This window comes from Bradyrhizobium sp. ISRA430, assembly GCF_029909975.1.
In the GTDB taxonomy this organism is placed as follows: domain Bacteria; phylum Pseudomonadota; class Alphaproteobacteria; order Rhizobiales; family Xanthobacteraceae; genus Bradyrhizobium.
The window spans coordinates 6485686-6510039 of record NZ_CP094516.1; the positions used below are offsets into that span (position 1 = coordinate 6485686).

25 protein-coding genes are annotated in these 24354 nt (G+C 64.5%); 12 read left to right on the forward strand and 13 right to left on the reverse strand.

Annotated features, from left to right (window positions below):
* Nucleotides 1-96: 96 nt before the first annotated feature.
* The 4 genes from galE to MTX21_RS30765 all read right to left on the reverse strand — a co-directional run bounded on the left by galE (nucleotide 97) and on the right by MTX21_RS30765 (nucleotide 5361).
* A complete protein-coding gene (gene galE / locus MTX21_RS30750; protein WP_280968355.1) occupies nucleotides 97-1089 on the reverse strand; it encodes a UDP-glucose 4-epimerase GalE in 993 nt (330 codons plus the stop codon).
* 20 nt (nucleotides 1090-1109) lie between these two features.
* On the reverse strand, nucleotides 1110-1916 hold the full coding sequence (locus MTX21_RS30755) for a WecB/TagA/CpsF family glycosyltransferase (RefSeq protein ID WP_280968356.1): 807 nt from the start codon (nucleotides 1914-1916) through the stop codon (nucleotides 1110-1112).
* Nucleotides 1909-4272: a Wzz/FepE/Etk N-terminal domain-containing protein gene (locus MTX21_RS30760; RefSeq protein WP_280968357.1), complete on the reverse strand. Its 2364-nt coding sequence runs from the start codon at nucleotides 4270-4272 to the stop codon at nucleotides 1909-1911. The genes MTX21_RS30755 and MTX21_RS30760 overlap by 8 nt, the downstream gene beginning before the upstream one ends.
* Nucleotides 4273-4569: 297 nt before the next feature.
* The gene (locus tag MTX21_RS30765) at nucleotides 4570-5361 is read right to left on the reverse strand and encodes a class I SAM-dependent methyltransferase (protein WP_280968358.1); all 792 of its coding nucleotides are present in this window, start codon (nucleotides 5359-5361) and stop codon (nucleotides 4570-4572) included.
* A gap of 403 nt (nucleotides 5362-5764) precedes the next feature.
* On the opposite strand from MTX21_RS30765, the gene MTX21_RS30770 reads away from it, so the two are divergent.
* The gene (locus MTX21_RS30770) at nucleotides 5765-6793 is read left to right on the forward strand and encodes a glycosyltransferase (RefSeq protein WP_280968359.1); all 1029 of its coding nucleotides are present in this window, start codon (nucleotides 5765-5767) and stop codon (nucleotides 6791-6793) included.
* 15 nt (nucleotides 6794-6808) lie between these two features.
* Here MTX21_RS30770 and MTX21_RS30775 read toward each other — a convergent pair whose 3' ends face one another.
* The gene (locus tag MTX21_RS30775) at nucleotides 6809-7759 is read right to left on the reverse strand and encodes a glycosyltransferase (protein ID WP_280970841.1); all 951 of its coding nucleotides are present in this window, start codon (nucleotides 7757-7759) and stop codon (nucleotides 6809-6811) included.
* A 274-nt stretch (nucleotides 7760-8033) separates the two neighbouring features.
* Here MTX21_RS30775 and MTX21_RS30780 point away from each other — a divergent pair, with 274 nt between their 5' ends.
* From MTX21_RS30780 to MTX21_RS30790, 3 genes are all read left to right on the forward strand, one after another.
* Nucleotides 8034-9101, forward strand: coding sequence for a glycosyltransferase family 1 protein (locus tag MTX21_RS30780; protein ID WP_280968360.1), 1068 nt, complete (start codon nucleotides 8034-8036; stop codon nucleotides 9099-9101).
* 41 nt (nucleotides 9102-9142) lie between these two features.
* Nucleotides 9143-10498 (forward strand): O-antigen ligase, encoded by a 1356-nt coding sequence (locus tag MTX21_RS30785; protein WP_280968361.1) that lies wholly within the window; start codon nucleotides 9143-9145, stop codon nucleotides 10496-10498.
* A 144-nt stretch (nucleotides 10499-10642) separates the two neighbouring features.
* Nucleotides 10643-11785: a GNAT family N-acetyltransferase gene (locus tag MTX21_RS30790; protein ID WP_280968362.1), complete on the forward strand. Its 1143-nt coding sequence runs from the start codon at nucleotides 10643-10645 to the stop codon at nucleotides 11783-11785.
* 281 nt (nucleotides 11786-12066) lie between these two features.
* Here MTX21_RS30790 and wrbA read toward each other — a convergent pair whose 3' ends face one another.
* The 3 genes from wrbA to MTX21_RS30805 form a co-directional block, all read right to left on the reverse strand.
* Nucleotides 12067-12666, reverse strand: coding sequence for an NAD(P)H:quinone oxidoreductase (gene wrbA / locus MTX21_RS30795; protein WP_280968363.1), 600 nt, complete (start codon nucleotides 12664-12666; stop codon nucleotides 12067-12069).
* Between the two features lie 152 nt (nucleotides 12667-12818).
* Nucleotides 12819-13517 carry a pirin family protein gene (locus MTX21_RS30800; RefSeq protein WP_280968364.1) on the reverse strand — a complete coding sequence of 233 codons (699 nt, stop codon included), beginning with the start codon at nucleotides 13515-13517 and terminating at the stop codon, nucleotides 12819-12821.
* Nucleotides 13518-13552: 35 nt separating this feature from the next.
* A complete protein-coding gene (locus MTX21_RS30805) occupies nucleotides 13553-14305 on the reverse strand; it encodes an SDR family oxidoreductase (protein ID WP_280968365.1) in 753 nt (250 codons plus the stop codon).
* 118 nt (nucleotides 14306-14423) lie between these two features.
* On the opposite strand from MTX21_RS30805, the gene MTX21_RS30810 reads away from it, so the two are divergent.
* The 3 genes from MTX21_RS30810 (at nucleotide 14424) to MTX21_RS30820 (ending at nucleotide 16985) form a co-directional block, all read left to right on the forward strand.
* Entirely contained in the window at nucleotides 14424-15359 is a 936-nt protein-coding gene (locus MTX21_RS30810; protein ID WP_280968366.1) for a LysR family transcriptional regulator, read from the forward strand.
* 190 nt (nucleotides 15360-15549) lie between these two features.
* Complete coding sequence (locus tag MTX21_RS30815; RefSeq protein WP_280968367.1) at nucleotides 15550-16536, forward strand: tripartite tricarboxylate transporter substrate binding protein; 987 nt, start codon at nucleotides 15550-15552, stop codon at nucleotides 16534-16536.
* A gap of 95 nt (nucleotides 16537-16631) precedes the next feature.
* Nucleotides 16632-16985 (forward strand): hypothetical protein, encoded by a 354-nt coding sequence (locus MTX21_RS30820; RefSeq protein ID WP_280968368.1) that lies wholly within the window; start codon nucleotides 16632-16634, stop codon nucleotides 16983-16985.
* Between the two features lie 6 nt (nucleotides 16986-16991).
* On the opposite strand, the gene MTX21_RS30825 is transcribed toward MTX21_RS30820, so the two are convergent.
* The 3 genes from MTX21_RS30825 to MTX21_RS30835 are packed head-to-tail and all read right to left on the reverse strand — an operon-like array spanning nucleotide 16992 to nucleotide 19119.
* Complete coding sequence (locus MTX21_RS30825) at nucleotides 16992-17459, reverse strand: YbaK/EbsC family protein (protein WP_280968369.1); 468 nt, start codon at nucleotides 17457-17459, stop codon at nucleotides 16992-16994.
* A gap of 21 nt (nucleotides 17460-17480) precedes the next feature.
* Entirely contained in the window at nucleotides 17481-18221 is a 741-nt protein-coding gene (locus MTX21_RS30830) for a haloacid dehalogenase type II (protein ID WP_280968370.1), read from the reverse strand.
* Between the two features lie 13 nt (nucleotides 18222-18234).
* On the reverse strand, nucleotides 18235-19119 hold the full coding sequence (locus MTX21_RS30835) for an amidohydrolase family protein (RefSeq protein WP_280968371.1): 885 nt from the start codon (nucleotides 19117-19119) through the stop codon (nucleotides 18235-18237).
* 304 nt (nucleotides 19120-19423) lie between these two features.
* Here MTX21_RS30835 and ykgO point away from each other — a divergent pair, with 304 nt between their 5' ends.
* From ykgO to MTX21_RS30850, 3 genes are all read left to right on the forward strand, one after another.
* Complete coding sequence (gene ykgO / locus MTX21_RS30840) at nucleotides 19424-19549, forward strand: type B 50S ribosomal protein L36 (RefSeq protein ID WP_006611362.1); 126 nt, start codon at nucleotides 19424-19426, stop codon at nucleotides 19547-19549.
* A 106-nt stretch (nucleotides 19550-19655) separates the two neighbouring features.
* The gene (locus MTX21_RS30845) at nucleotides 19656-20297 is read left to right on the forward strand and encodes a tetratricopeptide repeat protein (RefSeq protein WP_280968372.1); all 642 of its coding nucleotides are present in this window, start codon (nucleotides 19656-19658) and stop codon (nucleotides 20295-20297) included.
* A 125-nt stretch (nucleotides 20298-20422) separates the two neighbouring features.
* The gene (locus MTX21_RS30850) at nucleotides 20423-20683 is read left to right on the forward strand and encodes a hypothetical protein (RefSeq protein ID WP_280968373.1); all 261 of its coding nucleotides are present in this window, start codon (nucleotides 20423-20425) and stop codon (nucleotides 20681-20683) included.
* A 14-nt stretch (nucleotides 20684-20697) separates the two neighbouring features.
* On the opposite strand, the gene MTX21_RS30855 is transcribed toward MTX21_RS30850, so the two are convergent.
* Nucleotides 20698-20880, reverse strand: coding sequence for a hypothetical protein (locus tag MTX21_RS30855; protein ID WP_063704591.1), 183 nt, complete (start codon nucleotides 20878-20880; stop codon nucleotides 20698-20700).
* Between the two features lie 329 nt (nucleotides 20881-21209).
* Here MTX21_RS30855 and MTX21_RS30860 point away from each other — a divergent pair, with 329 nt between their 5' ends.
* On the forward strand, nucleotides 21210-22166 hold the full coding sequence (locus tag MTX21_RS30860; protein ID WP_280968374.1) for an alpha/beta hydrolase: 957 nt from the start codon (nucleotides 21210-21212) through the stop codon (nucleotides 22164-22166).
* Between the two features lie 20 nt (nucleotides 22167-22186).
* Here the strand turns inward: MTX21_RS30860 and cycA are convergent, their stop codons facing one another.
* Nucleotides 22187-22582: a cytochrome c-550 CycA gene (cycA, locus tag MTX21_RS30865; RefSeq protein ID WP_280968375.1), complete on the reverse strand. Its 396-nt coding sequence runs from the start codon at nucleotides 22580-22582 to the stop codon at nucleotides 22187-22189.
* Nucleotides 22583-22840: 258 nt separating this feature from the next.
* Here cycA and MTX21_RS30870 point away from each other — a divergent pair, with 258 nt between their 5' ends.
* Nucleotides 22841-24334 carry an FAD-linked oxidase C-terminal domain-containing protein gene (locus MTX21_RS30870; RefSeq protein ID WP_280968376.1) on the forward strand — a complete coding sequence of 498 codons (1494 nt, stop codon included), beginning with the start codon at nucleotides 22841-22843 and terminating at the stop codon, nucleotides 24332-24334.
* Nucleotides 24335-24354: the final 20 nt, after the last annotated feature.

The window sequence follows — 24354 nt, forward strand, 5'->3', positions numbered from 1 at the left end:
AAAAAATTGGACGCCGGGACTCGTGCCGACGTCGACCGGGATTGCCGATTTTAGCCGTTCACGCGCCCAGTGGGCAAGATATCGGCGGGAAGTCGCCTAACGCGACCTTAGAGGATGCGCTTTCTGGTGCCAGCTCCAGGCGGTCCGGATCACGGTCGGCAAGTCGGAGTGACGCGGCACGAAGTTCAGCACCTTTCGCGCAGCGGAGGGGTCGGCGACCAGATAGGTCGGATCGCCGGCGCGCCGCGGCTTGATGGTGTGAGGCACCTCGCGTCCGGTCTCCTGCCTGATGGTGGTCAGGATTTCGCGCACCGAAAAGCCAGAGCCGGTACCGAGATTGAAGCTGGCGCCGGAATGACCCTGCTCGAGGAGCTTCAATGCCGCGACATGCGCCGCGGCGAGGTCGGTGACATGGATGTAGTCGCGGATCGCGGTGCCGTCGGGCGTGTCGTAGTCATCGCCGAACACGGCGAAGTCGACATGGCCCTGCAACGCCATCATGGCGCGGGGAATGAGATGTGTCTCGTTGTCGCGCAGCTCACCGATGCCGCCGGCGGGATCGGCGCCGCTGGCGTTGAAATAGCGCAGGCAGAACGCGCCGAAGCCGTAGGCCGAGCGATAATCGGCGAGCATGCGCTCGATCATCAGCTTCGAAGCACCGTAGGGATTGATCGGGTTGCACGGGAAATCCTCCGGCAGCGCCTTGGAATCGGCGTTGCCGTAGACGGCGCCGGTCGAGGAGAACACGATGCGCTGGCAGCCAGCGTTGCGCATCGCCTGCAACAGCGACAGCGTGCCCTGCACGTTGTTGATGTAGTATTTCTGTGGGGCGGTCATGGACTCGCCGACCAGGCTCGCTGCTGCAAAGTGCATCACCGCCGCGATCTCGTGCTCGTTAAAGGCGCGCGCGAGTGCCGCGCCGTCGAGCAGATCGCCGGTCACCAGCGGGCCGGTGACAAAGTCACGATGGCCTGTCGAAAGATTGTCATAAACCACCGGCTGATAACCGGCAGCGGCCAGCGCCCGGCACGCATGCGAGCCAATATAGCCCGCGCCTCCTGTGACGAGGACAGTCGGTCGGTCGGTCATGTCGTTACTCTACGTCTCTCTCAGCGATTGGATGGCCGGTTGCGGCTGAAGAGAAGATAGAGCGCGCGGGGGTTAGTGGTCAAATAGCGCCAGAACAGACGGCGTGGTTCGAGCCAGGTTCGCCAGGCCCATTCGAGTCCGATCTTCTGCATCCATTGCGGCGCGCGTGAGCGGCTGCCTGACAAAAAGTTGAACAGGCCACCGGAGGTCTTAATGACGCCAACATTGGTCAGCAGCGGCGTGTATTCCTCGACAAATGCCTGCTCGACCGGCACGCCGAGAGCGACCCACAGATAGTCGGGCGCGAGCGCATTGATCTCCTCGACCTTCGCGCGCAGCGCGTCGCCGCGCAGATAACCGTGGCTGCGTCCGACGATCCTAAGATTGGGATACAGCTTCTGGACATTCTCGACCGCAGTGGCGTTCTCGGCTTCGCTGGCGCCAAACATGTAGAAGGTGCGGCCGGCCGCTTCGGCCTTGCGCGCGACCACATGGAACAGATCCGTAGTTGCGACGCGCTCCGGCAGCGGGAACCAGGATTGCAGCTTCGAGGCCGCGACCAGCGGCTGGCCATCGGCGTTGATGAGATCGGCGGCGCGAAACAGACGCTCGGTCTGCGGCTCGGTCGAGCAGCGCGCCAGCACCTCGCCGTTGGCCGACGTCAGGAACAACGGACGGCCGATGCGATGACGCGGGTCGGTCGCCTCGATCATGAAATCGGCGGTTGCTTCGAGATCGAGCGCGGCCATGCGAAGGCCGCCGACGGTGATCCGTGGCACGTCGGCGGTCGCTTCCCGCCCGTCCAGATTGACGCGACGCTCAAGCATATTGCCTGCCTCGCTGGCGCGTTTGAGTTTCAGGGGTGAGCTCGTCGAGCACGACGCCCACGAGCTTGCGCTCGGCGCCGCCGAGCGCGCTCAGGATCTCTTCCAGACTGTCGTTGATGTCGAGGCTGGTCGGCAGCACCGCCACCACCGCATCAACGCCGTCGAGCAGCTTGCGGCCCGCGCCAGAGAGCGGCATCGCCGGACCATCGAGCACGACGAGATCATAGCCACCGGTGGAGCGCGCCTGCGCGACCGCTTTGCGGATGGCCTCGGCCGTCTTGCCGGCATCGCTCTCGGCGACCGGCAGCACCGAGATGCCATTGACGGTCTTGATCTCGCGCGCGCCCTTGCTGCCGATCGAGAGCCAACCGAGCTTGCTCGGCTCGCTCTTGCCGGGCCGGCTGAGCTTGCCCGACAGATTGTGCGCCTGATGGTCGGCGTCGATCATCAGCACGCGGCTGCCATCGCGCGCGGCCGCCAGCGCGAAATTCAGCGCGGTGACGCTGCGCTCGGTGGTTTCGCCGGCGCCGACCAGCGCGACGACCGGCATCGCCTTGGCGCCGGCGCGCCGTGCCACGGCGGTGCGCATGTCGCGCAACGCATTCAACAGCGTCGTCAGCGGAAATCCGGGACGCAGCGTCGGCCAGCCGAGCCGGGTGAGATCGGTGCCGCCTCCGGACGCGAGGATGGCGCCGAGCGTGCGGATGACGTCTGCCTCCTGGAGACGTGCGATCAAAGGCTTTTCGATTGGGATCAGAAGCGCGTCGACCGGTGCGAGCGGCGGCGCCTGCGGCACGGTTTCGATCGGATGGGACAGCGTCGTCTCAGACACAGCCGGCGACCGCGCCGGAGGCTCTCTCGTTGGAGGCACACTGGCGGTCTCCGGCTCAGGCGTCCGTTCACGACGTTTCGGCTCGGGCGCGGTGGTGGCGCCGGAGAACAGGTGCTTGGCGGCGACAAACCAGAAGGCGGCGAGGAGTCCGCCAAAGATGAAGCCGATCATGGCGAACAGGCTCATGGCCGGCGGGAACGAGCGCCGCTGCGGCACTGTGGCCTCGCCGATGACGCGGGCCGCCGACGTGTTCAGGCTCTCCTGCTCCTCGGTCTCGCGCGAGCGCTTGAGGAAGGATTGATAGACGTCGCGGCTTGCATCGGCTTCGCGCTCGAGCTCGCGCAGGCGCACGGCGGCTTGGCTAAGCTGGACGCTCTGCCGCTTCTGCGCTTCCAGCGCCCGGTTGAGCGATGCCTCGTAGTCGCGGGCACGCGTCAAGTCGTTCTTGGCCGACTGGGCGATGCGGTCGATCTCCTCGTTGATGGTGCGCTTGAGATCCTCGACCTGCTTTTCGGTCTGGCGCAGGGTCGGATGCCGCGGCCCGAGCTCGCCGGTCTGCTCCGCGTACTTCTTGCGGGCATCAGCATATTGCGCGCGCAGATTGGCGATCGTCGGCGATTGCAGGGCTTCGGGGATCGCACCTGCATCCGCCGCTGTGCGCCGGCTCGCTTCGATCTGGTCGAAGCGTGCCTGCGCATCCAGCGTCGCCGCGCGCGCCGCGGCCAGCCGCTGGTTGCTCGCGGAGAGCTGCTGGTCGCTGATCAGCGTGTCCTGCGTGCCGACGAAATTGTTCTGGGCTTTGTAGGTGGCAAGCGCGGTCTCGGCGTTGCGGAGCCGCTCGCGCAGCTCCTTCAGTCGGCCGGACAGGTCATTGGTGGCGCGCCGCGCTGCCAGGGCCTGCGAGTTGCGCGACTCCGTCAGGTACGCGTTGGTCAGCGTGTTGGCGAGCATTGCCGCCTTGGCGGGGTCGGTCGACCAGACCTCGATATCGACGATGAAGCTCTTCTCGGTCTTGCGGATCGTGATGTGCTTGTTCAGCGCATCGAGGGCTGCAAGCTGCACCTCCTTCTGCTCCCCAGCGGAGGGGGCGCGGGCCTGGAGACCGACGAGGCCGAGCAGCGACGACATCAACGTCTTGCCGTCGCCGCCGCCGAATTCCGGATCCTTGTCGAGATTGGCCTGCTGGATGACTTTCAGCAGCACGCTGTTGGACGTGATCAGGCGAGCCTGGCTCTCCACCACCATGGACATGCCGGACACGTCCTGCGCGCGCGGCGTGAGCTCGCGATCGACGAGCTGGAGCTCACGCGGATCGACATAGAGCTGGGCGGTGGCGGTGTAGCGGGGTGTCAGGCTCTTGCCGACGGTGACCGCGAGCGTTGCACCGAGGAGAGCCGCACCGACAATGGCAACCTTGCGCCGCCAGAGCAGGCTGACGAGCTCCAGCACATTGAAGCCGGCGTGCGGCCGCGGCTGCACCGCCTCCGACACGGCCCGATTTATCGGCTGGTTGTAGTCAAGCATGATCCCCAGCTTTCATTCCAATTGCCGCGGGCTGAGGGGTTACTCTTCGGGTCACGCCACGCACCAGGGATATGGGCGCCAAATCAACGCAACAGGGAAAATTAACCATACTCATTGAGGGACTATTCACCGAAATGGCAAACAAAGCGTTTAAACGCAGGGCACTCTTCGACGCGTCGTCGTGACGCTGCCGATGCGCAAGTTCCTCAGAGATTAACGGTTCGTTACTGGCGAGCAGCGCAGCGTCATGGAGCGGCGCCGCGTGTCCGGCGATTGACCGCGCGCTCACCATGTTCGTCAGCGCTTCCGCAGGATGACGTGATAGTCGCCGCGCCGGACGTCGGTGCCGCGCGGAAGCGCGGCATTCAGTACGGCCGCGCCGGCGTCGACGAGGGCGGCGAACAGCGGCTTGCGTTGGCGCATCTCGGGATAGCGCGGGCTCTCGACCTCGCGGCGGTAGATCATCTCGAGGCCGTGGCTCGCCGCAAATGCCTCGAGCTTGGCCAGCGTCACCAGCGGATGGAAGAAGGTCGGGAACGGCGGCTCGCCCGGTTCGCCCGCATTCTTGATGCCGCGGACGTGCCGGTAGAACCAGACGTGAAACCAGTGCGGCGAATATTTGGTGACGACGCCCGACAGCGAGTGCGGATTGGGTGCGCCAATCAGGATCATTCCGCCGCGCTTGAGCGCCTCGCCGAAGTTCAGGAGCGCGGCCTCGACGTCCGGCAAGTGCTCGATCACGTTGTAGCAGATCACGAGATCGAAGCTCTCCGGCGCGAAGCGATAGGTCTGCACGTCGCCGAGGATCGCCTCGTGCGCATAGCTGTTGTTGCGGACCTGGTCCTCGTCGATGTCGACGACGGTGACGTGGCTGCGGTTAAGCACGTCCAGCGGCAGGAAGCTGCACGAGCCGCCGCCGGCCTCGTAAGTGGCGAGCCGGCCCCTCGGCAGCTCACGGCGCAGGACCTCGTGGATGGCGAGCAGGCTGTCGCGCGCTTCACCGGCGACCATGTCGAGCAGCGGCTGGGTATGGGCGGGAGCGTCGATCTCGGTGGCTGTCGCGAAATCGATCGTGGCTGGCTTGTTCATGGTTCTTGACCGCGCTTGTTCGAGTCAAATTACAGCAAATATGTCACGTGCCCGAAGAGCAAATCCGATGCCGCGCCACCCGACCGGTTGCGGTGCTTTCGGTCGGGTTAATGCGAAGGCGCGTTAACTACGGCATTCTCCGCATTGCACCGTTCTCAGGGCAGTGGACCGCAAATTGCAGTATCACGCGCGCAAGGAATAACAGGAGAAGCGCGCCAAAGCGGTTAAGCGCATGGTGATGCGTCTGCATCGCTGAGACAGCGGCGGCGTGGCGACGTCTTCTTGCAGCTCGCTCATTTTTTGGGACGGATCTGTCCCGCGGCGCTGTGCCGGCGTGGGACGGAGGTGGATGCATGCGATTGACGCAGGGCTTTTTCAATAAATCTCGGACATCTAGGACGCCATGACTCTGATCCCGACAGACCTGTCCGCCAGCCGGATCCCGGACGCCGTGCGCGATCCCAACCGGGAGATCGCGGCGAGCTCGCGCGTTCTCGACCTGTCGGTCGGCATCGTTGTTTGCATTCCCTGCTTTCGTCGCCCCCAGCATCTGCGGCTGACGCTGGAGTCGCTCGTCCGCCAGCGCACCCCACGCTCCTTCGCCGTGGTCATGATCGAGAACGACGCCAACGGCCGTGAGAGCGCGCCGGTTGCCGCGGAGTTTCTCGCCAGCGGCAAGCTCCAGGGCGTCTGCCTCGTCGAGAAACGGCAGGGTAATTGCCAGGCGATCAACGCCGCGTTCGAGACGGCCCAGGCGCTGTTCCCTGCCGCGACCCGCTTCCTGATGATTGACGATGACGAGATCGCCTCGCCCGACTGGCTCGAGCTGATGGTGCGCACCTGCGAGGCAACCGGCGCGGACGTGGTCGGCGGGCCGGTGCTGCCGGCCTTCGACGACAACAGCAAGCCATGGCTGTCGCGTCATCCCGCCTTCTGTCCCGCTTATGACTATAGCGGTGCGGTGCCGCTGATCTATGGCTGCGGCAACTGCCTGATCACGCGCGCCGCGTTCGACCGGTTCGGCACTCCCGCCTTCGATCCGCGCTTCAATTTCCTCGGCGGCGGCGATACCGATTTCTTCGTGCGGTGCCGCGATGCCGGCATGACGTTCCACTGGACAGCGGAGGCCGTCATCACCGAGACCGTGCCGCACAGCCGCACCAGTCTCGGCTGGATCGCGCGACGTGGCCTGCGCATCGGCGCGATCAACTATCGCGTTCAGTACAAGGCTGCGCAGAGCGCGGCCGTGCGGGCGCGCGTGTTCGCGCAGATGCTCGTACGGCTGCCGCTGTCGCTGGTCCGCGCGGCCCGTCTGCTGACGACATCGAAGGCCGTCGTCGCGATGCACCCCGTGATGGTCGCGCTCGGCGCAGCGCTTGCCGCTTTCGGCATCGAGCCGAAGCCCTATGAAGCCTCGAAGATCGCGTCCTGACGAAGCAGTGACGGACTAGATTCCCAAATAGGCCAGGACGATCCTGATCGCGGACCGCGGCATCGCTTTGAGCGACCGCCGGCCGACCATCCCGAGATAGGCGAGGGCCTGGCGATATCTGCCGAAGCGGATCGCTTGCATCGCCGAATAGGTGACCAGATGAATCTCGGCGGCCTGACGCAGGCGGGCTGCGGCGCCCTGAGGCAGCCTCGCCAGGATCAGCCCATCGTCAAAGACCCGTGTGACCGCGGGGAGGAAATCCTGCGGCGTCCGCACCGTTGCGTTCATGGTGTTGGCGGTGTGCAAGCGATAGTCGAGCAGGAGTTTTGGCACGAACTCGAACTCGCCGATGGCGGCAAGGCGGCACCAGCAATGCCAGTCCTCGCAATATCTGAGGGTGACATCGAAACCGCCTACGGCGCGGAAGGCCTCGGCGCGCGTGAGCACGATGCCGCCATTGACGATGAAGTTACCGCTCGCGAGCCGCTCCAGCACGTCGCCGGACGGCTTGCGGCGTCCCTTGAGAAGCTCGCGTCGACCGATCTGCTGTCCTTCGCTATCGATCGTGTTGTAGTCGCCGTAGACGAGAACCGCGCGGGGAGCACCACGCGCTGCCGCGAGCAGCGTCGCCACCGCGCCGGGACGCAGACGGTCGTCGGCATCGAGAAAGACCAGCCAAACGCCTGCAGCATTTTGTGCGCCGAGATTGCGCGCGGCTGATACGCCGGAGGATTTGTTCGTCATCAGGCGCAATCGTGGATCGCGGATGGAGCGGACGATTGCGATCGTGTCGTCGGTCGAACCATCGTCAACGACAATGATCTCTCCGACGCTGCTTTGCATCAGCGCGCTGTCGATCGTTTCGCGGATATAGGCTGCGGCATTCTTGGCCGGAATGACGACGGAGACTGGCCCGACCGGTGAGGGCGCGCGGACGCCGGTCGACGGCAGCGCGGCGGTCGGCAAGTCGATAATGGCGTCGGCAGTGATCACGGTGCGGCTCGTCTTTAATGATCTGTTAACCAGGCCGTATCTCGAAGCCGGCAATCCCGGCGATCGCAGTCTCGGCGGTTGCGGATGATACCCGCCTAACGGTCAAATCGTTGTTGCGAAGGCCGGCGCGACGCCGGTTTCGTCAATTAGCGTTAAGCGTGTGGCGTTAAGTCTGTCGCGGATTCTTGATAGGTGCGACACCCGGCCTCATGCGAAATAGCGGCCTGATTGCGGCGGATGGACTGAAGTGCGCGCGAAGACGTTCGAATACGATCCCGATGAGATGATCCTCAACCTGTTCTACGAGGACAAGGACGATCGCTGGTTTCCTGGTGATCGGCACGTGCGGCGCATGGCGCGCAAGCTGCTGTTCGGCGAGCCGCGCATGAGCGGGCAGCTTCGGGTGTTCCTCAATCTTTGCGCGGGCTTGGACCGTCTCGGCATCCGCTATCGCGTCAACGACTATCGCCATATCGCCCAGCATCCCGACGAACTCGCCTGCATCATCGGTCGCACGTTCCTGCTCGACAAATTCGCGTGGAAGAACCCGATCCTGCTCGGGGTTGCCGCGCACAATCATCCGCTCGACGATCCCGACTTGTTCAAGCGCCTGCCGGTGAAGAAGGTCGTGGTGCCGGGCCAATGGTACGCCGACATGTACCGGCCGCATTGGCCCGAAACGGAAGCCTGGCCGATCGGCATCGATACAGATCTGTGGGCGCCGTCGGGCACCGCCGACAAGACCATCGATGTGCTGATCTACGACAAGGTCCACTGGGATCGCGAGCGCTACGCACCGGAGCTCATCGAGCCCATCCGCGCCCGGCTCGCCAGCGAAGGCCGCTCGTTCACCGAGCTGCGCTACGGCAGTTACAAGGAAGATGACTTTCAGGCGGCGCTGGCGCGTTCGCGCGCGATGATCTTCCTCTGCCAGAACGAGAGTCAGGGGATAGCCTACCAGCAGGCGCTGTCCTGTGGCGTGCCGGTGTTCGCCTGGGATCCCGGTGGCCCGTGGCGGGACCCAGACTATTATCCACACCGGGTCACGTTCGCGCCGGTGTCGTCGGTTCCCTATTGGGATGAGCGCTGCGGCATGAAGTTCATCGACCTCGCCGGCTTCGAGGCGGGTTGGGCGGATTTCTGGGCCGGGTGCACCGAGACGTCGTTCGATCCGCGTGGCTATGTGCTGGACAATCTCACGCTGGAGCAGCGGGCGCAGCAATATTACGACATCGCGCGGAGCGTGGCGCAACGGCATGCGGCATCTGCCGGGTCCGGCATGCTGGTTGACGGATGCTTAACAGGGATGGGTTAGAACCCAAGACTTCCCTACGCGTGCCATGTCGGCCTTCAGGAATGAATCGCAGCGCCGCAGACATGATTGACGTCGAGGCCCGGTCGCTGGGCGAGGGCCTACGCACCGTGCTGGTGAAGCTCAATGTCGTGAACGCGGCGCGCTGCCTGGTCGCCGTCGCAGCCCTGCTGCTCGTCCTGGTGACGCTCGATCCGTTCCCGGACCTGCGCAATCCCGACGTCGCCACCGTCGTCGGCGGACGCATGGCGCTGAACTACGTCTCGTTCGGATTGCTGGCTGCGGTGGCGGTGCTGCTCTGTGCCGCGAGTGACGCGCCCTCGCTGAAGACCCTGGTGACGCCGCTGCATCTTTGCCTCGTCGGCTGGATGCTGATCAACGTGGTCTTTTCCGAAAGCCGCGAAGTGTCCATCCAGCGGTTCGTGCTGGCGGCCAGCGTGACCTCGCTCGCGGTCCTCCTGCCGTTGCTGCCGCCGACGCAGCGGAGCTTCAACCTGTGCCTCGGCGGCGCCGCGCTCGTGCTGCTCGTGCTGTGCTATCTCGGCGTCTTCCTCGCGCCGCAATATTCGATCCACACCGCGCTCGACATCACCGAGCCGCAGCTCGCCGGCGACTGGCGCGGAAGCTTTGGCCACAAGAACGTCGCATCCCCGGTGATGACCATCCTGGTCTATGCCGGGATCTATCTGAGCGCTGTCGGCTCGTTCGTCATGGGGCCTGCGATCGCGGTTCTCGCCGGCATCTTCCTGGTCTTCACCGGCGGCAAGACGTCGACGGTGCTCTGCCTCTCCATCTACGCGCTGGCCTCCCTGGTCTATGTGACGCGGAGTTTGTGGTTGAAGCGGATGATCTGCTTCGTGCCGCTGATCGTGATGAACCTGCTGACGGTCGGCAGCGCCCTGAGCCCGGCTCTCGGCGCTATCACGCGGCAGCTTCCAATCGATCCGACCTTCACCGGCCGGTCCGACATCTGGGAATTCGCGCTCGCAGCCGTCGCGGAAAAGCCGATCGTCGGCCACGGCTATGCAGCGTTCTGGGACGACGTGACCGACCGGCAGACCGCCAAGGGCGCCGAATGGGCCGTGACCGCGGCGCACAGCCACAACAGCTATCTCGACCTTGCCGTTACCATCGGCCTGCCCGGGCTGTTGCTCGTCGCTCTCATCTTCGCGCTGGCGCCGCTGGTCAATTTCCAGGAGGCGCAGACTCACAGCCGCAGCGGAGTGCTCGCCAAGCTGTTTCTGACCGTCTGGCTGTTCGGCCTTTATTACGGGACAACCGAGACCTTCCTGCTCGAACGACAGAATCCGATCTGGTTCATGTTTGCTCTTGCCGTTGCCGGGCTGCATTTCCTCGCCAGGTTCCAATGCGTCGAGGCTGTGGAACCTGGCCGTCAATGACATCCTGTCGCAGGCTCACGTTTCATAAGGGGACAGAGCATCGTGCCGTGATGGGTATCACTTAACGATAAGCAGCTACGTCGCTTGTGAGCTGCGACAAAACATAATCTATCTGGAAACATTCAGTAACTGTATGCCCCGCGAATGGCGTCTCTCAGCGTCGAGCAATTAGATGGTCGGGTGTCCGGCACGTCGCAAATCTCAGTCGATTTCGTGCGTGACTGGTCGCAGGCCGCATTGCGCCTGAAAGCAGGGCACCGCACCCCCTTTCAGCACGGTTACTGGCTCGGCGCCTGGTACGAGGCGTTTGACGACCTCGCGCCGCTGATCGCCGTGATCTCCGATGCCGTCACCGGCAAGGACATTGCGGTGGTGCCGATGATCAGCCACGTCAGGCGTGGCATCCGCGTCGTCGAGTTCGCCGATCTCGGCGTATCCGACAACAATGCGCCGATCCTCGCGCTTGACGCCCCGATGGACGCGGCCGGTGCACGGGCCGTGGGCGCGGCCTTGGCCCGAGGCTTGCGCGCCCTGCCGGACCGCTTCGATCTCCTGCGCCTCAAGAAGATGCCGGCCCATGTCGGCGGCAAGCCGAACCCGCTGGTGACACTCGGCCGCATCGGCTCCTGCTCGCTCAATGGCAATCTCTTGCTGACCAGCGACGACTATGCGGACTATCAGGCCTCGATCAAGCGTATGCAGATGCCGCGCTGCTGGCGCGTCTTCAGCCGCCATGCCGGTGCGCGTTTCGAGATCGCCACCGATGTCGATCGCGCGCGCGAGTTGCTGGACGTGATGGACGTCCAACAGCAGGAGCGCATGAATCAACTCGGCTCGAAGTTCGTCCTGAACGACGACGCCTATGCGCATTTCTACCGCGCCGTGGCGCGGCGGGGCGTTGCGGAGGGTTACACGATCGTCTCGGCGCTCGTCTGCGACGAGGGCATCGTCGCGACCACGCTGGGCGTCCGATACGGCACGACCTACTTCCTGCTGCGCATCAGCCACGCCGGAAAGAATTGGTCGAACTGCTCGCCCGGGCTGCTCGTGACCGAGCGCACCATGGCGGCGTTGCATGCGCAGGGCGTGCGCCGCTTCGACCTCAGCATCGGCAATCAGGATTACAAGCGCCGCTTCGGCGCGGTGCCGGTGCCGCTCACCGATGTCAGCGTCGCGCTGTCGTGGCGCGGTCTGCCCTATGTCCTGCGCGACCACGCCGCGCAGGGCCTGCGCCGCCACCCGAGGCTTGCCGCCTTCGCGGCACGCGCTTTGCGCAGGGCACGTTGAAACGAACGGCGGCCCGCGATCACCGGCATCTCACGACCCCGTGCACCCGGCACAGCGCAGCCGGCCGCGCGAGGCGCGGAACAGGCTTCGGCAATACCATCGCCGAGCCAGCACCTGTACCGGTCTGCGGATGATCTGCGCGATCAAGAGAAGTTCGAAAGCCATACGCGTCGCTCCAAGCGCAACAGATGGGGCGGCATTCCCGCAAGGGGAATGCCGCCCGCATCACACCAGCCATGCAGTTCACCGCGGCGATCAGCCGCTACGTCTCGCTCTGAAGTTCAGCCGTGAAGCTTCCTGGCGGTTTCGGCGATCGCGCGCCCCTGATAGCGGGCGCCGGCGAGTTCGTTGGCGCTGGGTTGCCGGCTGCCGTCACCGCCGGTGATCGTGGTCGCGCCGTAGGGCGCGCCGCCCGTAATCTCGTCGAGCTTCATCTGGCCGGCAAAGCCGTAGTTCAGGCCGACTACCACCATGCCGAAATGCAGGAGGTTGGTGATGATCGAGAACAGCGTCGTCTCCTGGCCGCCATGCTGGGTCGCGCTCGAGGTGAAGGCGCCGCCGACCTTGCCGTGCAGCGCGCCCTTGGCCCAGAGCCCGCCGGCCTGATCCAGGAAGTTCGCCATCTGCGAGGACATGCGGCCGAAGCGGGTGCCGGTGCCGACAATGATCGCGTCGTAATTCGCAAGGTCCTTGATCTCGGCGATCGGCGCCGCCTGGTCGAGCTTGTAGTGGGAGGCCTTGGCAACTTCGGCCGGCACCAGCTCGGGCACGCGTTTGATGTCGACCGTCGCGCCGGTTTCGCGTGCGCCTTCGGCAACCGCATTCGCCATCGCTTCAATGTGGCCATAGGCGGAATAATAGAGGACGAGAACTTTGGTCATGGTGGTCTCCGTTGTGTGGATCTGATGGGCTAGTTGTTGGGGATGTCATGCCCGGGCATAGCCATCCGAAGGACGGCGTCGCTCACGCTCGCCTATGTCCCGGGCATCCACGTTCTTGTTCGCTCGCGCAGCGACGGGGTAGCCGGGACAAGTTACGCCGCGTCGACGAGCACGAGCTCTGAATCTTCCAGCGCCGTGATCTTCAGCCTGTCCTCGTCGCGAATCGCGGCGCCGTCGCGGGCATTGACGCGCACGCCGTTGATCTCGACTGAACCTGCCGCCGGCACCAGGTAAAGGTGACGGGCCTTTTGCGGCTCGTACTCCGCGCTCTCGCCGGCCTTCAGCGTGGTGGCGAGCACCCGCGCATCGGCGCGGATCGGCAGCGCGTCCGTGTCGGCCTCGAACCCGCTTGCGATGGTGACGAGCTTGCCCGAGCGGTCCGCCTTCGGAAACGGCTTTGAGCCCCAGGTCGGCTGACCGCCGCGCACCGTCGGCTCGATCCAGATCTGGAAGATCCGGGTATTCGTCGGCTCGAGATTGTACTCGGAGTGGCGGATGCCGCTTCCCGCGCTCATCACCTGCACGTCGCCCGCTTCGGTACGGCCCTCATTGCCGAGGCTGTCCTGATGGGTGATCGCGCCCTCGCGCACATAGGTGATGATTTCCATGTTGGCGTGGGGATGGGCGGGAAAGCCGGTGTTCGGCGCGATCTCGTCGTCATTCCACACCCGCAATGCGCCGTGACCCATGTTGTTCGGGTCATAATGGCTCGCGAAGGAGAAATGATGCTTGGCCTTGAGCCAGCCGTGGTCGGCGCTGCCGAGCTTTGCGAAAGGTCTTAGTTCGATCATCTGTGTATTCCCTGGTTGAACGGTTGAGGTCCGGATCAGGCGCCAAAACCCCCGTCGACATTGAGCACGGTGCCGGTGACGAAGGAGGCTTCGGGGCTCGCGAGGAACACGACGCCGGCGGCGACTTCCTCGGGGCGGCCGAAGCGCTGCAACGCGTGTTGCTTGCGCTGCGTCTCGGCAAACTCGCCGCCGTCCTTCGGGTTCATGTCGGTGTCGATCGAGCCGGGCTGCACCACGTTCACGGTGATGCCGCGCGGACCGAGGTCGCGCGCCGCGCCCTTGGTGTAGCCGACGACTGCCGCCTTGGTGGCGACGTAGTCGGCAAGTCCCGGGAACGAGGCGCGGTCGGCGAGCATCGAGCCGACGGTGACGATGCGGCCGCCTTCGCCCATCAATTGCGAAGCAGCGCGGATCGCCGCGATCACGCCATGCACGTTGATGGCATCCTGGCGCGCCAGCGCGTCCACATCGGCATTGGCGTCGTCGATCGCGCCGGCGGCGGCGACGCCGGCATTGTTGACGAGAATGTCGAGATGGCCGAACTCCTTCGCCACATCGTTGACGAGCTTGGTGACGTCCTTTGCGGAAGCCTGGTCGGCCTTGAAGGCGCGTGCCTTCACGCCCCTGGCCTTCAGCTCGGCAACGACCGCTTCCGCCTTTTCGGGCGAGGCGACATAGCTGATGGCGACGTCTGCACCTTCGTCGGCGAGCGCGCGGGCCGATGCTGCGCCGATGCCGCGCGAACCGCCGGTGACGAGGGCAACCTTGCCTGAGAGCTTCTTGGTCATTGGATTTCTCCAGTCCATGAAATTGCGATGGGCTATTGGATATGCGTTCGCCTGTGGTATAGAAATAGAAACTGTCGAAACGCATTGTTTCCTTAAGTTGAACGATTGGATCGTCCCCATGGCAAAACTCCCCGATTTCGAGGCGCTCGCGATCTTCGCAAAGGTCGTGGAATTACGGTCATTTGCGGCGGCGGCCGGCGAGCTCGCGATGTCCAAGGCGACGGTGTCCAAGGCCGTCACGCGGCTGGAGGAGCGGCTCGGCGCGCGGCTGTTCAACCGCACCTCGCGGCGGCTCGCGCTGACCGATGCAGGGCACAAGCTCGCCGAACGCGCGACGCGCCTGCTCGCCGACGGCGAGGCGGCCGAGAACGAGGCGCTGGCGCAATCGGTGGCGCCGCGCGGGCTGGTTCGGCTTGCTGTGCCCATGACGTTCGGGATCAAGGCGGTGGCGCCGCTGTTGCCGGAGTTCTTCCAGACCTATCCGGAGGTCTCGGTGGATCTGCACTTGAGCGACGCGACCATCGACCTGATCGGCGAGGGGTTCGACATGGCGGTGCGCATCGCGCGGCTGCCGGACTCCTCGCTGATCGCGCGGCGGCTGTTCACCATGCCACGCTTCACCGTGGCCGCGCCATCCTATCTCAAGCGTCACGGCCGGCCGACGCATCCGATGCATCTCGCCCAGCACAAGTGTTTCAGCTACGCCTATCTGTCGACGCCGAATGTCTGGCACTACACCAATGCAGCAGGTGAGCAGGCCAGCGTGCGGCCGGGCGGACAGCTCCGCGTCAACAATGGCGAAGCGGTGATGCCGTCGCTGATCGCCGGCCTCGGCATCGCCGAGCTTCCCGAATTCATCGTCGGCGACGCCATCTCCTCCGGCGAGGTCGAAGTGATCCTGAAGGACTGGAAGCAGGCCGAAGGCGCCGTGCATCTGGTGACGCCGCCCGGCGGTCCGCGCCCCGCGCGCGTCGAGGTGCTCGGCGATTTTCTCGCGGCGAAACTGCCGGGCACCTGCAAGCGGCGGGCGAGGAAAGGGGGGAAGGCGTTGTAGAGCGGACGCTGTATCATCGGGCTCGTCATTGCGAGCGAAGCGAAGCAATCCAATCGGTCCCTGCGGTTGTTTCGCTACGCTCGCAATGACGGAGACTGTTGAGACGGCATTTCCTCACAAGCCACTTTGCCGACTCGGCGAGAGCCGCTACTCTCCCCCCAATAACAAAATCATATTGGGGGAGCCGCCGATGAACCGCCGTGACTTGCTGCGCGCCGCCGCAGCATTGCCGCTTGCACAGACTGTGATCTCGCGTCCGGCTCTCGCCCAAGCCTATCCATCGCGCAACATCACCATGATCGTGCCGTTCCCGGCCGGCGGCCAGGCCGATCTTGCCGCGCGCCCGGTGGCCATGGCGCTGGAAAGAATCCTGGGCAAGCCGGTCATCGTCGACAACCGCGCCGGAGGCGGCGGCGGATCGGTCGGCAATGCTGCGGCCGCCCGCGCAGAGCCCGACGGCTATACCCTGCTGATGACGCTGTCCTCGCTCGCAGTGTTGCCGGAAGCCGACCGGCTGTTCGACCGTCCCGTCGCTTATGAAGTCTCGCAGTTCATGCCGATCGCGCGCGTGCTTGCCGATCCGACGCTGCTCGCTGTGCCGGCCTCCGCGCCGTGGAAGACTGCGCACGATTTTGTCGAGGATGCGAAGAAGCGCCCGGGCCAGATCACCTATGGCTCGTCCGGTCCTTACGGCACATTGCACGTGGCGATGGAGATGTTCACAAACAGCGCCGGGATCAAGCTGCTGCACGTGCCGTTTCGCGGCGCAGGGCCCGCACTGACCGCGATCCTCGGCGGCACCGTGCAGGCGATCGCGGCCGCGCCCGGCACGCTGAAGCCGCAGGTCGACGACGGCAAGCTGCGCGTCCTTGGCAATTGCGGCGCGCAGCGTATCGCCAGCTTTCCCGATGTGCCGACCTTCCAGGAGCTCGGCTACAGGGATGTCGAGATGTACATCTGGGCCGGCCTGTTCGCGCAGAGCGCGCTGCCGGCGCCGATCGCGACCCGGCTGCGCGAGGCGATGGCGCAGGTGATGACGCGCCCGGACGTACTCAAGTCGTTCGAGGCCTCGGGCAGTCTCGTCGCCTATCAGGACGCGCCGGCCTTCACACAGTTCGTGGCAACCGACAGCGCGCGGCTGATTGCGGCGGTCAAGAAGATCGGTCGGGTGGAATAGGTTCCAACGGCGCTTTCACGTTTTGTTGTTGGTCCAGAACCTGCCCGCGCCTCATTGATTGAAGACTATTTGAGGGAATCGGGAAGGATCGGGACATGCGAACAGAGCGGATGGCGCTGGGTGTGGCGCTTGCGATCGGCGGCATCGTCGCGCAGGGCGCAGCATTCGCACAAGAATATCGCGGCACAATGGAACAGCAGATGGCCTGCACGCCCGATGTGTGGCGCCTGTGCAGCGACCAGATTCCGGACACGAACCGCATCGTGGCCTGCCTGCAGCAGAACACGCAGCAGCTCTCGAGTGCATGTCGGGCGGTGTTCCAGTCCAACAACCAGACCCAGCCGCAGCAGCCGGTACCGCGCAATCGCGCCGCGCCGCAGCCGCGCTATAATAACTACAATAGTGCGCCTCCGCCGGCGCCACGATCTTATTACGATGAGGATGACTAGAGGCCTCTAGGGTCGGTGCTCGCAGACGTCGACCCATTCAGCCGCGACCAGCTCGGCCATCCGGTCGGGCGTGATGCGAACCGCGCTATGGGTCGAGCCCGCGGCCGGCACCACGACGTCGAACGCTTTCAGCGAGATATCGCAATAGACCGGCAGCGGTGCCTTCAGCCCGAACGGGCAGACGCCGCCGACCTCGTGGCCGGTGATGTCGGCGACCTCTTCCAGCCCCAGCATCTTCGGCTTGCCGCCGAACTGCGCTTTGACCTTCTTGTTGTCCATACGCGACGTGCCGGCGGCGACGATCAGGATCACGCGCTCGCCAATCCGCAAGGACAGTGTCTTGGCGATCCGTCCGGGCTCGACGCCATAGGCTTCGGCGGCCAGCGCCACCGTTGCGGAGCTGATCGGGGATTCGATGACGGCGATATCGGGGGCCTTCTCGGCGAAGAAGGCGCGAACGGATTGAAGGCTCATTCCAGACTGCTCATTCCGAACTTACCGGCGGGCAGCGATCCCGGGCAGCTCGGAAAGCGCGCGGATGCGGTGATCCGGCGCAAACCCAAGCTCATCCATCTGGGTCCGGATCGCCTTGAACATGGTGAGCGGTGCCACGAGTTCGTTCTCGACGCAAGCCAGCGCCATGGCCTCGGGCGTCACCCGTTCGATCCAGGCGACGTTCAGCCCGAACGCCTTCGCGCCCGCCACATCCCACGGGTTGGATGAGACGAACAGCACCTCGCCCGGCTCGGTGCCGAGCGTCTCGCCGATCAGCTCATAGGCCGCCGGGCTCGGCTTGAAGATCTTCTTCGCGTCGACGCTGATCGTGGCATCGAGCAGCCGGTCGAGGCCGGAGTTGCGCACCAGCGCGCCCAGCATGTCCGGGCTGCCGTTGGAGAGGATGGCGAGCTTGCACGGCTTGAGCGCTGCAAGCGCGGCCGCCGCATCCGGATAGAGGTCGAGATGCAGGTACTTCTCGATCACGCGCTCGAACGCCTCGCTGTCGTAGGCGAGGCCGAGCACGCGCAGCGTATAGGCGAGCGAGTCGCGTGTGACCGCGGTAAAATCCTGGTAGCGCCGCATCAGCGAGCGCAACCAGGTATATTCGAGCTGCTTGATGCGCCAGATTTGCGTGATGATCTCGCCGTAGCCCGGAAACGCATCTTCGGTGACCTCCGCGACCGACTGGATGTCGTAGAGCGTTCCGTAGGCGTCGAAGACGACGGCTTTGATCGTCACGTTGACTCCTTCGTTAGATCCCCAACAGCTTGCGCGCGTTGGCCTTGAGCACCTTCGGCCGGATCTCGTCGCGGATGTCGATCTTGGAGAAGTCCGACAGCCAGCGGTCCGGCGTGATCACCGGCCAGTCCGAGCCGAACAGCATCTTATCCTGAAGGATCGAGTTGATATAGCGCACCAGGATCGGCGGGAAATATTTCGGCGACCAGCCGGACAGGTCGATATAGACGTTCGGCTTGTGGGTCGCGACCGAGAGCGCTTCCTCCTGCCAGGGAAAGGAGGGGTGGGCGAGGATGATCTTGAGGTCGGGGAAATCCGCCGCGACGTCATCCATGTACATCGGGTTGGAGTATTTCAGCCGCATGCCCATCCCGCCGGGCATGCCAGAGCCGACGCCGGTCTGGCCGGTGTGGAACAGCGCGATTGCGCCGCCATTGTTGATCTCTTCATAGAGCGCATAGGCCATGCGGTCGTTGGCGTAGAAGCCCTGCATGGTCGGATGGAATTTGAAGCCGCGGACGCCGTACTCCTCGATCAGCTTGCGCGCCTCGCGCGCGCCGAGCTTGCCCTTGTGCGGGTCGATCGAGACGAAGGGAATGAGGACGTCGAGATGGTCGGAGGCGACCTCCAGCATCTCGTAGTTGTTGTAGCGGCGGAAGCCGGTCTCGCGCTCGGCGTCGACCGGGAAGATCACGGCGGCGATGTTCTTGGAGCGGTAATAGGCCGCGGTCTCCGGCACGGTCGGCGGATGCTTGTTTGGCGATTTGAAATACTCCGCCATCTGCGCCTGGAAGTCGTCATAGCCGTCATCGGGATGGCAACCGCAGGGCTCCTCGGCGTGAGTGTGGATGTCGATCGCCACAACGTCGTCGATATTGGGCAGCTTCAATTTCGGCATTGGTTTCCTCCCGAGGTCGCAAATTGATTATATGATATAACGAATTTGGCAAGCGTCGGTTCGGGACGCCGAAGCTGGTCGCGTTTTCGGCCGTGGGCGGGCCGATTGGGGCCGTTTCAGCCCAATTCCCCCGTTAATCACTCGCCGGCGGGCCGATCGCATTGACATCCGGTCCCGCCATGGCTTAGAAACCGCCCCGTCCCGGGCGGTCGGCCCGCCGGCGGGAAAAATCCCATTTTGCCACATTCGCGCGTGCCGAAACGGTAGTGCCGAAAACGGCCTTTCGAACGTTCAGGATTCTGCCATGAAGGTCCGTAACTCGCTGAAATCGCTGCGCGGTCGCCACCGCGCCAACCGCCTGGTTCGCCGCAAGGGCCGGGTTTATGTGATCAACAAGGTGCAGCGCCGCTTCAAGGCGCGCCAGGGCTGATTTTGCCCCGGACGCGCTTTCCGCGCGCCCCGCAAGACCCGGTCTCACAGGACTTTGACGCCGTCCTTGCTATGCAAGGGCGGCTTTGCGCGTTTACACTTTCACCATGGCTGTGAGATTCTCGTTCGCACGTACCTTGTGTCTGGCCGCCGTTCTGGCCGGAACCGCCATTCTCGCTCCCGCCGTCGCGCAGGATGATCTGGTCGGCCCGCCCGGAAAGCAGAAGAAGCTCCCTGAAGCGCCGGCGAAGCTTCCCAAGGTCGACCGCGGCAAGAATCTCGATTTCCTGTTCGGCGCACTGAAGGCCGCCCCCGACGATGTCAGCGCCAAGCATGTCGAAGCGCGGATCTGGGCCATCTGGCTGCAGACCCCGAGCGACACTGCCGCTTTGTTGATGACCCGGGCCAAGGCCGCGGTGGACGCACAAAAGATCGACGTTGCGATCAAGCTGCTGGATGCCGTCATCAAGCTCAGGCCCGACTATATCGAGGCCTGGAACCGGCGCGCCACGCTGTACTACATGCAGAACGACTACGGCCGTTCGCTCGCCGACATCCAGCAGGTGCTGATGCGGGAGCCCCGCCATTTCGGCGCGCTCGCGGGCCTCGGCATGATCATGCAGGAGATCGGCGACGAGAAGCGCGCGCTCGATGCCTATCGCAAAGCGCTCGCGATCAATCCGCACCTCGACAAGGTCCCTGAGCAGGTCAAGGCGCTGACCGAAAAAGTCGAGGGTCGCGACATCTAGCCGACAAATCGAGCCGTTCTCGAGCGATTGCGGCGCGCGGGCGTTAACTACGATTCCAGGGTGCGCTTCGTCAGGACTATTGTTGCTGACGCCGCGGGCGTACGTCCATGGCGGGAGCAAAAGCCATGAATCGTTTCATCTTGGCAGGTGCGTTGCTGCTGGCGTCAGGCATGGCAGGTCTGGCCGACGGTTTGTTCTGGGTGGTCGGTAACCGCGCCACCGGCAAATGCGACATCGTGACCAGTAACCCGGTCATCGCAGGCGACATCTGGTTCGGAGACGGTCCGTACACGTCCAAGGCCGACGCCAAGCTTGCGCGCTCGACCATTCGTGCCTGCCCCGCGGTCACTCCCGACGACGAAAAGGACGAGGACAGTACGAACTAGCCCGATTGTACGGTCTAGTGCAGGACGCTGGTGCCACGTTCGGCGAGGCTGCGATCGGCGGCTGCGGCATAGAGTTTTGCAAGCTCCGCCTCGAGATGTTCGTTGATCAGGAGAAGCGCCCGGACCGCGCCGCGCAGGTCGCCGTTGCAGCTCGCGACGATCTCGTCGATCGCGGTGTCGTTTGATCTAACGCTCATCGAAAATCCTCCGGTTCAAACCATGACAATCCTGCCGGTCTTTCCCGCGTCCCTGTGGATTGCGAGGAGGATCGGCGCCCATCCGTCGCTAGATGGCCGAACCGACCGTGGCGATTATATGGAAGTCGCCATGACGGACGCATGAAGCTGTCCCGAGGCTTGCGCGCGGGCGCCGAAGACCTCTGATTCTATTGGTTTTTTCCCGGCGGCAATTTTGCACATATCCACAGGCCCGGTATTTCGTGTGGAGGTCGCCGGCCACTCGGAGCGAAACTGCCGCGTCCAAGACCCGTAGCTGCCATGTGCCCAAGATTGCCCGGAATCTCTTCATGATCGTGCTTTCAGTCGTGGTGGCGCTGGCCGTGCTGGCGCTCGCCACGCAAGCCGGCGTCCTCGCCGTGCAGCGCGCCTTTCCGCCCCAGGGCCGGATGGTCGAGGTCGACGGTGCGACGCTTCACGTCGTCGATATCGGCCCGCGCGATGCCGGCCCGCCGATCGTGATGCTGCACGGGGCGAGCTCCAATCTCGAAGCGATGCGGCGCCCGCTCGGCGATCTCCTGGCGAAGGACCATCGCGTCATCCTGATCGACCGTCCCGGCCACGGCTGGAGCACGCGGGCGCGGCGGCGGGATTCGACGCCGGAGATCCAGGCCCGGATGATCGACGAGGCGCTGGCAAGGCTCGGCATCGCGCGCGCGATCTTCGTGGTGCATTCATGGAGCGGAGCGCTCGGCGCCCGCCTCGCGCTCGATCATCCGCAGCGCGTCGCCGGCCTCGTCATGCTGGCGCCGGTGACCCATCCCTGGCGCGGCGGCGTCGGCCGCTACAACGAGCTGATCGCAATGCCGGTGATCGGGCCGCTGCTCGCCTACACCATCACGCTGCCGCTCGGCTATGTCCTGGCCGATTCCGGTGCGCGCAACGTCTTCCTGCCGCAGGTGATGCCGGACGGCTTTGTCAGGGATTCCGCGACCCCGCTGCTGCTGCGCCCGCGCGAGTTCATCGCCAATGCCGTCGATCTGGTGACGCTGAAGGCGTCGGTGGCCGCGCAAGCCCCGCGTTATCGTGAGATCTCGGCGCCGACCGTGATCATCGCCGGCGAGCCAGACAAGACCGTGTCGACCAACATCCACGCGCGCCCGTTCGCCGCGATGGTGCCGAATGCGAAGCTGATCGTGCTGCCCGGTCTCGGCCACATGGTGCAGAACGCGGTGCCGGATCTCGTGAAGAGGGAAATCGAGACGATGATCGGTGCAATTGTCGCGATGCAGGCGGCCGCCGATTAGCGGCCGCCTCGCTACCTCAGCTACTTCTTGATTTTGCCGTCCTTGTCGAACTGCGACACATAGGCCCAGAGATCGTTGATCTCCTTCTCGTTCTTGATGCCGGCGAACGCCATCTTGGTGCCGGGGATCTTGGCCTTGGGATCCTTGATGTACTCCTTGAACTGCGCCTCACCCCATGTGATGCCGGAATTCTTGTTCGCATCCGAATAGTTGTAGTCGGGCGCGGTGCCCGACTTGCGGCCGTCGAGGCCGTTGAGCTCGGGGCCGACCTTGTTCTTGGCGCCTTCGCCGATCGCGTGGCAGGCCAAGCATTTGTTGAACGATGTCTTGCCGGCCGCGGCATCCTGCGCCATCGCGGCGGGCGCAGTGGCAGTCACGGTGAGGGTCAGCAGTGCGCCAAAAGTCAATTTTTTCATCGCGTGCTCTTCGTCTCTTCCCTGTGGTGGGGCTCATGGCTGGTCGGCGTCGTCGGGGCCTTTCCGGTTTTGGCATGGCCCGTGCGGCTTGGACAAGCCACGAAACCATGACAGGTTTCACGGTTCCCTACTTGTCTCAGAGCGAACTCGGTCGCAATTGCCGATCCAACTTTCGGATGGCCTACCCAAAACACCGCGGACGTGCTTGATTTGTCCCGATAAATCGATCGTACGGCGCGGAGCCGGAAGGAACGTCCAATGGCCATCATGATGCCGGCAGCCGACCAGGCCGTGCTCGCGCGACGCGCGGAGATCGTTGCCGCGCTGCGCGCAATCGTCCCCGGCGAGGGCGTGATCGACAGCACCGCCGAGATGCGGGCCTATGAATCCGACGGCCTGACCGCCTATCGGCAGCCGCCGATGGTGGTGGTGCTGCCGGATACGACCGAGCAGGTCTCGCAGATCCTGAAATATTGTGCAGCCCACGGCCTCAAGGTGGTGCCGCGCGGCTCCGGCACTTCGCTGTCCGGTGGCGCGCTGCCGCTCGAGGACGGCGTGCTGCTTGGCCTCGGCAAGTTCAAACGCATCCGCGAGATCGATTTCGACAATCGCGTCGTCGTCACCGAGCCCGGCGTCACCAATCTGGCAATCAGCCAGGCGGTCGCGCATGCCGGCTTCTACTATGCGCCCGATCCGTCGTCGCAGATCGCCTGCTCGATCGGCGGCAACGTCGCGGAGAATTCCGGCGGCGTGCACTGCCTGAAATACGGCATGACCACCAACAACGTGCTCGGCTGTGAGATCGTGTTGATGAGCGGCGAGATCCTGCGCATCGGCGGCAAGTCGGCGGAAAATCCCGGCTACGATCTGATGGGCGTCATCACCGGCTCCGAAGGGCTGCTCGGCGTCATCACCGAGATCACGGTGCGCATCCTGCAAAAGCCGGAGACGGCGCGCGCGCTGATGGTCGGCTTTGCGCAGGTCGAGGCGGCCGGCGAATGCGTGGCGCGGATCATCGGCGCCGGCATCATCCCCGGCGGCATGGAGATGATGGACAAGCCCGCAATCCACGCCGCGGAGGCCTTCGTCCATGCCGGCTATCCGCTCGATGTCGAGGCGCTGCTCATCATCGAGCTCGACGGCCCGTCCATCGAGGTCGACGAATTGATCGGCCGCGTCGAGGCGATCGCCAACGCTTGCGGCTCGACCACCTGCCAGATCTCGACCTCGGAGGCAGAGCGCAACCTGTTCTGGGCGGGCCGGAAAGCGGCATTCCCGGCCGTCGGCCGCATCTCGCCCGACTATCTCTGCATGGACGGCACCATCCCGCGCGGCGCGCTTCCAAAGGCCTTAGCGCGGATCCGGGAGCTCTCGGAAAAATACCAGCTCGGCTGCGCCAACGTATTCCACGCCGGCGATGGCAATCTGCATCCCCTGATCCTCTACGATGCCAACAAGCCGGGCGAGATCGAGCGCGCCGAGGCCTTCGGCGCCGACATCCTGCGCGCCTGTGTCGAGTTTGGCGGCGTGCTCACCGGCGAGCACGGCGTCGGCATCGAGAAGCGCGACCTTATGGGCGACATGTTCACCGAGATCGACCTCAACCAGCAGCAGCGGCTGAAATGCGCCTTCGACGCGCAGGGTCTGCTCAACCCCGGCAAGGTGTTTCCGACCCTGCATCGCTGCGCCGAGCTCGGCCGCATGCATGTCCATGCAGGCAAGCTGGCGTTTCCGGACATCCCGCGATTCTAGGGGATCTGCGGAGGGAAGGG

Coding starts and splice junctions, on each gene's coding strand:
- MTX21_RS30815 (WP_280968367.1), top strand. CDS start 15,550: ATGAACCGCCGTGACTTGCTGCGCGCCGCCGCAGCATTGCCGCTTGCA.
- MTX21_RS30855 (WP_063704591.1), bottom strand. CDS start 20,880: ATGAGCGTTAGATCAAACGACACCGCGATCGACGAGATCGTCGCGAGC.
- MTX21_RS30755 (WP_280968356.1), bottom strand. CDS start 1,916: ATGCTTGAGCGTCGCGTCAATCTGGACGGGCGGGAAGCGACCGCCGAC.
- MTX21_RS30835 (WP_280968371.1), bottom strand. CDS start 19,119: ATGCCGAAATTGAAGCTGCCCAATATCGACGACGTTGTGGCGATCGAC.
- MTX21_RS30785 (WP_280968361.1), top strand. CDS start 9,143: ATGAATCGCAGCGCCGCAGACATGATTGACGTCGAGGCCCGGTCGCTG.
- MTX21_RS30800 (WP_280968364.1), bottom strand. CDS start 13,517: ATGATCGAACTAAGACCTTTCGCAAAGCTCGGCAGCGCCGACCACGGC.
- MTX21_RS30770 (WP_280968359.1), top strand. CDS start 5,765: ATGACTCTGATCCCGACAGACCTGTCCGCCAGCCGGATCCCGGACGCC.
- galE (WP_280968355.1), bottom strand. CDS start 1,089: ATGACCGACCGACCGACTGTCCTCGTCACAGGAGGCGCGGGCTATATT.
- wrbA (WP_280968363.1), bottom strand. CDS start 12,666: ATGACCAAAGTTCTCGTCCTCTATTATTCCGCCTATGGCCACATTGAA.
- MTX21_RS30825 (WP_280968369.1), bottom strand. CDS start 17,459: ATGAGCCTTCAATCCGTTCGCGCCTTCTTCGCCGAGAAGGCCCCCGAT.
- MTX21_RS30765 (WP_280968358.1), bottom strand. CDS start 5,361: ATGAACAAGCCAGCCACGATCGATTTCGCGACAGCCACCGAGATCGAC.
- MTX21_RS30760 (WP_280968357.1), bottom strand. CDS start 4,272: ATGCTTGACTACAACCAGCCGATAAATCGGGCCGTGTCGGAGGCGGTG.
- ykgO (WP_006611362.1), top strand. CDS start 19,424: ATGAAGGTCCGTAACTCGCTGAAATCGCTGCGCGGTCGCCACCGCGCC.
- MTX21_RS30845 (WP_280968372.1), top strand. CDS start 19,656: ATGGCTGTGAGATTCTCGTTCGCACGTACCTTGTGTCTGGCCGCCGTT.
- cycA (WP_280968375.1), bottom strand. CDS start 22,582: ATGAAAAAATTGACTTTTGGCGCACTGCTGACCCTCACCGTGACTGCC.
- MTX21_RS30790 (WP_280968362.1), top strand. CDS start 10,643: ATGGCGTCTCTCAGCGTCGAGCAATTAGATGGTCGGGTGTCCGGCACG.
- MTX21_RS30850 (WP_280968373.1), top strand. CDS start 20,423: ATGAATCGTTTCATCTTGGCAGGTGCGTTGCTGCTGGCGTCAGGCATG.
- MTX21_RS30870 (WP_280968376.1), top strand. CDS start 22,841: ATGGCCATCATGATGCCGGCAGCCGACCAGGCCGTGCTCGCGCGACGC.
- MTX21_RS30810 (WP_280968366.1), top strand. CDS start 14,424: ATGGCAAAACTCCCCGATTTCGAGGCGCTCGCGATCTTCGCAAAGGTC.
- MTX21_RS30820 (WP_280968368.1), top strand. CDS start 16,632: ATGCGAACAGAGCGGATGGCGCTGGGTGTGGCGCTTGCGATCGGCGGC.
- MTX21_RS30805 (WP_280968365.1), bottom strand. CDS start 14,305: ATGACCAAGAAGCTCTCAGGCAAGGTTGCCCTCGTCACCGGCGGTTCG.
- MTX21_RS30860 (WP_280968374.1), top strand. CDS start 21,210: ATGATCGTGCTTTCAGTCGTGGTGGCGCTGGCCGTGCTGGCGCTCGCC.